The organism is Photobacterium sp. BZF1 (assembly GCF_014349205.1).
GTDB lineage: Bacteria > Pseudomonadota > Gammaproteobacteria > Enterobacterales > Vibrionaceae > Photobacterium.
On the sequence record NZ_JACSOF010000066.1, the window covers coordinates 26,509 to 33,377 of the forward strand.

Annotated in this window: 5 protein-coding genes and 1 riboswitch; of the genes, 3 read left to right on the plus strand and 2 right to left on the minus strand. The window is 49.7% G+C overall.

Features of this window, described 5'->3' with window-relative positions; translation table 11 throughout:
* Nucleotides 1–106 precede the first annotated feature (106 nt).
* Nucleotides 107–829 (plus strand): hypothetical protein, encoded by a 723-nt coding sequence (locus BIZ37_RS15850; protein ID WP_187462291.1) that lies wholly within the window; start codon nt 107–109, stop codon nt 827–829.
* A 67-nt stretch (nt 830–896) separates the two neighbouring features.
* Here BIZ37_RS15850 and BIZ37_RS15855 read toward each other — a convergent pair whose 3' ends face one another.
* Nucleotides 897–2,483, minus strand: coding sequence for a Na+/H+ antiporter NhaC family protein (locus BIZ37_RS15855; RefSeq protein WP_187462292.1), 1,587 nt, complete (start codon nt 2,481–2,483; stop codon nt 897–899).
* A gap of 83 nt (nt 2,484–2,566) precedes the next feature.
* A riboswitch (Lysine riboswitch) is annotated at nt 2,567–2,737 on the minus strand.
* Nucleotides 2,738–2,923: 186 nt separating this feature from the next.
* Between BIZ37_RS15855 and BIZ37_RS15865 the strand changes: the two genes are divergently transcribed.
* Complete coding sequence (locus BIZ37_RS15865) at nt 2,924–4,837, plus strand: BCCT family transporter (protein ID WP_187462293.1); 1,914 nt, start codon at nt 2,924–2,926, stop codon at nt 4,835–4,837.
* An 80-nt stretch (nt 4,838–4,917) separates the two neighbouring features.
* On the opposite strand, the gene BIZ37_RS15870 is transcribed toward BIZ37_RS15865, so the two are convergent.
* Nucleotides 4,918–6,042, minus strand: a complete 1,125-nt coding sequence (locus BIZ37_RS15870) for a carboxypeptidase family protein (RefSeq protein ID WP_187462294.1) — start codon at nt 6,040–6,042, stop codon at nt 4,918–4,920.
* 173 nt (nt 6,043–6,215) lie between these two features.
* Here BIZ37_RS15870 and BIZ37_RS15875 point away from each other — a divergent pair, with 173 nt between their 5' ends.
* Nucleotides 6,216–6,659, plus strand: coding sequence for an NUDIX domain-containing protein (locus BIZ37_RS15875; protein ID WP_187462295.1), 444 nt, complete (start codon nt 6,216–6,218; stop codon nt 6,657–6,659).
* The last annotated feature ends 210 nt before the right edge of the window (nt 6,660–6,869 follow it).

The window sequence follows — 6,869 nt, forward strand, 5'->3', positions numbered from 1 at the left end:
TGTGCATAACTTTATTTTCATCACAGAGAATGTTGTCTTATTTTTGAGCAAAGGGTGAATTTCTTTTCAGCTAACTTGAAGTAAATATCCTGCTAGGTACTGGGCTATGAACAGACAAGTACAGCGAACGAATGTATTGAGCATGTGGTTGATTTCATTGTCTATGGGGCTGTTTGCGACGGTAGCGACTGCTCTGGAGTTTGAAAACTTTCCATTGGATACCTTAGAAAATACCCAATCCAAAGGAGTAAGGGCTGAGGTGGTTGAGTATATGGGGCAAAAGGGGATACATGTCTCTGTATTGCCAGATCACAAGTCTATAGAGCAAGGCGGGTGTGATAACTGTACTTACCTTGCGCTTGAGGGAATACCATTTCGTGATGGTTCGATAGAGATAAATATGGCTGGCGAACCACAGCAGGGTGCCGATGCATCAGCGAAGGGGTTTGTCGGTATTGTTTTTCGTGTTAGTGAAGATTTATCGCGTTATGAAGGCATATATTTTCGTCCGGTAAATGCCATTTCGGAGGATGAGGCGCAGCGAAAACTGACTGTACAGTACTTCTCCTATCCAGATCACCCATGGCATGAACTTCGGGAATCAGCTCCTGGAGAGTATGAGAGTGCAGCGAATATTCGCCCTGGACAGTGGTTTCGTTTAAAAGTCGAAATTAACAATAACCAAGGGATTTTTTATGTCGATGGGGAGAAGGTTCTGGTGGTTGATCGCTTGTTCCACGGTTCGGAACAAAAAGGGGTGATTGGACTGTTCACCGAACCCGGCAACGATGCTTACTTCTCTGATTTGCAGATCAAACACAGTCACTGATGGTTGGCTGATAAAAAAAGAGCAAGGTCTTGGCCTTGCTCTTTGTGTTTGTAAATGTGCTAACTATTTAGTTAGTAACAGGCTCAGCAGCGACAACAGGCTTGCTCTTGCGAACAGCAAAGGCGCAGAACGCCATGAACCATAGGCCGCTCACTGCCACACCAGCCCATGCTGAGTGGGTGTAGCCGATAGCGAGGTAACCAAGTAGGGCTCCGAATGCAACAGAACAAGCGTATGGGAGCTGGGTCATCACATGGTCCATGTGGTGGCAGCCTGCCCCTGTTGCTGACAAGATACTGGTACTTGAAATCGGTGAGCTGTGATCACCAAATACCGCACCTGCTAGTACTGCAGACAGCATAGGAAGCAGTAGTGCGATGTCACTGGCTGCAGCAATATCACCGGCTAGCGGTAGCATGATGCCGAACGTACCCCAGCTGGTGCCTGTCGCAAATGCCATGGCACAAGATAGCAGGAAGACAACAGCAGGAAGCAGCTCAACCGGCAGGTTACCGTTAGACATGGAAGCCAGGTAGATACCGGTTTGCATGTCACGTACAACCGCACCAATTGTCCAGGCAAAGAACAGGATAATGATGGCTGGCATCATAGCAGAAATGCCTTGAGGGGCAGCTTTCATCCAGCTGCCGGCATCCAGCTTCAGTCGAAGGGCAAGGCCGATAGAGACTACCAGGCTGCAGATTGCTCCATAAACAAGCGACGAACCTACATTGGTGTTCTCGAACGAGCCAATCACGCTGAAGGCTTCACCGTTGGCGGCCAATACGTCCGCCCCTGACTGCACCATGAAAAATACGGTTGCCATGGTCAGTGTCAGGATAGGCAATACCATATCGATCATGCCACCTGTGGCTGATTCTGGTGTTTCTACGTCTAGACCGGCTGGCTTGCCTTTCGATTCATCCCATAGCTTACCTTCAAGTGCCCACTTCTCATGCTTGCGCATCGGACCGATATCAAGCTGGAACGCAATCACACACAGCACCATCACCAGAGTGAATACTGCGTATAGGTTCATTGGCATCATCTCGACAAACGCCGAAATTGGACTCTGATCGGTCACGCCATGTGCCACCATGATGCCGCCAACGAGCGCGATGATGTAGGCACCCCATGAAGAGATTGGCATCAATACGCAAACCGGCGCAGCCGTGGAGTCCAGCAGGTAAGCCAGTTTGGCTCGTGAGATATTGAACCGGTCGGTAACCGGACGGCAGATAGCACCTACCGATAGGCTATGGAAGAAATCATCGATGAAAAAGATAAAGACCATCAAGCCAGTCAGTGATTTGGCACTGCGGCGGTCTTTACAGCGAACTGCTGCCCAGTCGGCGAATGCCTGGGTGGCACCGGAGACGCTCATCAGGCTGATCAGCGCACCAAGTAGCAACATGAAGATAATCATGTTGACGTTATCGCTGTTCATAGCACCGTCAACCCACACAATTGCCAGCACTTTGCTGACCAAATATTGCAGGGATTCGAGCGGAGAGTACTGGTTAAGCATCAGTGCGCCGGCAAAGATTCCCGCGCCGAGGGAAAGCAAAACCCGCCTGGTGGTGACTGCAAGGATAACGGCCAGCATGGCTGGGATAACGGACATTAGCGAGTCCGAGAAATCGACAAGGTTCATGATCTCATCACACCTATGTGTTTCAGGTGGAGATCTACCGAAAGGAAGTGTAACTAAGACGCAGAAAAAGAAGACTTGTTACCCCCTCAGGTAGCGCTCCATAGGTAAAAACTATGGCAGTTCTGTGCCTATTCGACACAGACCCAGCGACTGAGTTGATGGCTGCAGTCACTTCGGCGCTGACTCCTTTCTCCGGCTTCAAAGGTATCACCCTCCACACGGTTACTTATAGGCAGCGCGCCTCTACTGATTTAGGGTTTATCACCGTCAATCCTACTGGATTTTGGTCATAAGTCTAACATTATATACGGCTGAATATTTATGTCAGCTAATAATAAGCTTTTTTCATGGTGTTGATTAGAATCTTGGTTTGAAGCGTTGGCCCTTTCCTCGGATTATCCATTTTACCCATTGCTGGGTTTTAATTTTAAGGAGCTAACGTGTTTTCTCGCAAACACTTTGAATTGATTGATAAACCGACGTTCTTCGGGGCGTTGGGGATGTTGATCTCGGTTGTGGTGCCTTTGCTGCTGTTCCCGGCGCAAGGGGCAGAATGGATTGCTGTCGCCAAAACGTTTATGACCGATAAGCTCGGTTTCCTCTATTTGGCGCTTGGTGTCGGTGCATTCTTCTTTATGATCTACATCGTTTTTTCCGATATCGGCCAAATCAAACTGGGCGATCCTGATGAGCAGCCCGAGTTTACGACGGCGTCATGGGCGGCCATGCTGTTCTGTGGTGGTATCGGTGCCAGTATTCTTTACTGGGGGACAATTGAGTGGGCGTATTACTACCAGGCGCCTCCTTTCCAGTTAGAACCTGGCAGTGAAGAAGCGGTCCGCTGGGCGGCAACTTATGGCTTGTTCCACTGGGGGCCGATTGCATGGTCTATTTATTTGGTCCCTGCATTGCCGATTGCTTATTTCTTCTATGTGCGCAAGCAGCCTGTACTTAAGGTCTCGGCGGCATTGATGCCAGTGATCGGCGAAGCCCGCAGTTATGGTTGGCTGGGTAAAGTCATCGATGTGCTATTTATCTTCGGCTTGCTGGGCGGTGGTGCCACGACGCTGGGCTTGGCTGCGCCGTTGATCACCGAAGGTGCCAACTACCTATTCGGCGTACCGAAAGATACGGTTACCCAAATTATCGTATTGATGATTTGTACCGCTATCTTCGCCTATTCGGCGTATGCCGGGATGGAGAAGGGCATTAAGTTCCTCAGTAATATCAACTTCTGGGGAGCTTTGGGTCTGTTGGCTTTTATTCTGGTGACTGGGCCAACGATATTCATGCTGGAAACCGGCTTGGATTCGCTGGGCCGAATGTTGTCGAACTTCTTTGTGATGGCAACATGGGCTGAACCGTTCGGCGGCTATGGCTCGTTTGAAAATACCCATTTCCCTCAGGATTGGACCATTTTCTACTGGGCGTGGTGGTTGGTTTTCGCCCCGAGTATGGGGTTGTTCGTCGCGAGGATCTCCCGTGGCCGCACCATCAAGCAGATGGTGACCGGTTCGATATTCTTCGGGTCGATGGGCTGCTTCCTGTTCTTCATGATCTTGGGTAACTACGGTCTATCGCTTCAGCTTTCGGGTGCGCTGGATGTGGTTGGTATCTTGAATTCTGAGGGTGCGACAAAAGCGATCTTCTCTATCCTTGAGCAGTTGCCGTTTAGTACATTGGTCATCGCAGCATTCACCCTGCTGTGTTTGATTTTCACCGCAACGACGTTTGACTCGATTTCCTACATCCTGGCATCGGTCGTACAAAACAACGTGACTGAAGACCCGATGCGCTGGAACCGCTTGTTCTGGGCATTTGCTTTGTCATTCATGCCGTCGGTATTGCTGTTCATGGGTGGTTTGTCGACCCTGCAAACGGCGGCTATCGTCGGTGGCTTACCGTTGTTGGTGATAGCGGTGATGCTGATGATGTCGGCAGTGAAGGCAGCAACGCTCGATTTGACCCATCAGGAAGGTTATGAAGATCCGGTGATCAACATCGAGGAGCTACCCGATGTCGACCCATGGTCTAATGAAGGTATGGCACTGACCAAGTTCGAGGAGCTGAAAGCAATCGCTATGGCGGCGGCTGAAGCCGAGCGCGAAGCACTTTACAAAGTGTGGAAACTGAAGAAGAAGATCCGTGCCGAAGCAGTGGCTAACGGTGAATCCGGTATGGATTTCAGCGATGCGCCACAAGAGCGTTTGGACCAGCTCCAGCAGTTGATGGATGATGCTATGACAGCCAAAGACAACAAGCTGGTGGCCTCGGAAGAAGCGCAGGAAGCCCGTAAGGTGTTCAATGAACTGATGCGAACCCGTCTAGAGTCTATGGTCGAGCAAGAAGCATAAGCCATTGCTAAGGCCAAATTAAAATGCCGAGTCATATGACTCGGCATTTTTGTATCTAATCTCTTTTTTAAAATAAGACGTTAGATCTGATCGACCACAGCCCACACGGCAGCTAACACATCCTGGCCGAAGGCGACGCTACGCTCCGGCGACCAACCATAGAACTCATCAGGATGGCTGATGTGATCTTTGAACGGCATCTCGATAGTGTAGGACAGGCACTTGAACTGCTCGGCGACCCAGTTGGAGCCGATGGTCAGGTTAGCTTTGCCCGGCTCGTCTTTGTCGTAGCCATGGGCAACCTGGAACTCAGGGGTGATAGTCAGCAGAGCGGCTTTGAAGGCGTTCTCCAACGCGGCATGGCGTTCATTGTAGGATGGGATCCCTTCGCTGCCTGCCACGAAGTTATAAGGGATCGCTTCGTCACCGTGGATGTCGAGGAACATATCGACGCCAGTCGCCAGCATACGCTCGCGGACAAGGAAAACCTCAGGGCTCTTATCCATTGATGGCGTTTGCCATTCGCGGTTTAGGTTGACACCAATGGAATTGGTTCGCAGGTGCCCACGGATACTGCCGTCCGGATTCATGTTCGGCACGATATGGAATACCGCTTTATCGAGCAGGGCTTTGGCTACCGTGTCGGTATCATCGAGCAGGCGCTGAAGCAGGCCTTCGATGAACCACTCCGCCATGGTTTCGCCCGGGTGCTGACGACCAATGATCCAGATATCTTTTTTTCCGTCAGCTGGCTCGCCAATGGTCAGCAAGCTCATGTCGTTGCCATCGAGAGTGCTGCCGAGGGTTTCCAGCTTGCAGTTGAACTGGCTTTGCGCTTGGTGCAGCAAATCTTGGTGGCGGTCGTAACTGTAAGGTGCGAAGTAGGCAAAATACATTGAGCCATATTCTGGGATCACCTTGAAGCTCAGGGTATCGCCGTCAAACTCCGCCGGAATACGGAACCATTCTTCCCTATCGTAGGAGGCAACCACATCATAGTCCTGCCATCCTTCTGGGTAGGCGGATTTGGCCAGGTTTAAGATTGAAAACTGGTGTTGCTGCTGGGGCTCGCTTTCAAGACGGAAGTGGAACCACTGTGAAATCTCTGACTGGTTGTCGGCAGGAATGGTCAGTTGGATATTGTCTGGCGAATCGGCACTGACGATATGGATGTTACCACTTTCGAAATTGCTGAAAATTTTCATTGTTATCAATCTTATGTTTGTTGAGGTAAAAAGAGGTTAGCTGTAAATATAGCTGGTTTGAAGCATTTATCTGTTACAGAGCGTTGATATTGCGCCAAGGGCACTAAGGAAACACTTCGGACCATTGATTCACTGCGTTAAGATTGGTGAAAAACAATATATAGGAAGATAAAGTGGCTTTTCATTACGTTGCTCGTGGGGTGATCCGCGATAGTGACCATATCCTTTTGGTCAGGGCTATTGGCGATAATATGACTTTCCTGCCCGGGGGGCACATTGAGTTTGGCGAATCGGCACCAGTAGCGTTGGCGCGTGAACTGTTCGAGGAGGCATCAATAAATGCCGACGTTGGCAGGTTTATTGGTGCCGCAGAAAATGAGTGGCTCCTCGAGGGACAACCACAGGCTGAAATTAACCTGCTGTTTGAGGTTGAAACTGGCTTATCGCACTTAGAACCACTGGTATCGAATGAAGCCCACCTCGAGTTTTTCTGGGTACCTTGCAAAGAAATTGAGCAGTGGAACCTTTTTCCTGAGTCTCTTCGTGCTTTAGTGAGTCAGGAACAAATACCTAGACAGGCATTTTGGGGATCGGGAATCCCTGATAAATCAGTATGATCACCGTCTTTTTTGTGCTCTTTTGTTGATTAAACGAATGAAATTAACATTTACTGCCTAATGTGTGAGCAAACAAACATTTTGGGGGTTTACACATCGCGGTAAGCTTTATATTATACGCCGCACTTACGGAGAGATGGCTGAGTGGTTGAAAGCACCGGTCTTGAAAACCGGCATACGTTAATAGCGTATCTAGGGTTCAAATCCCTA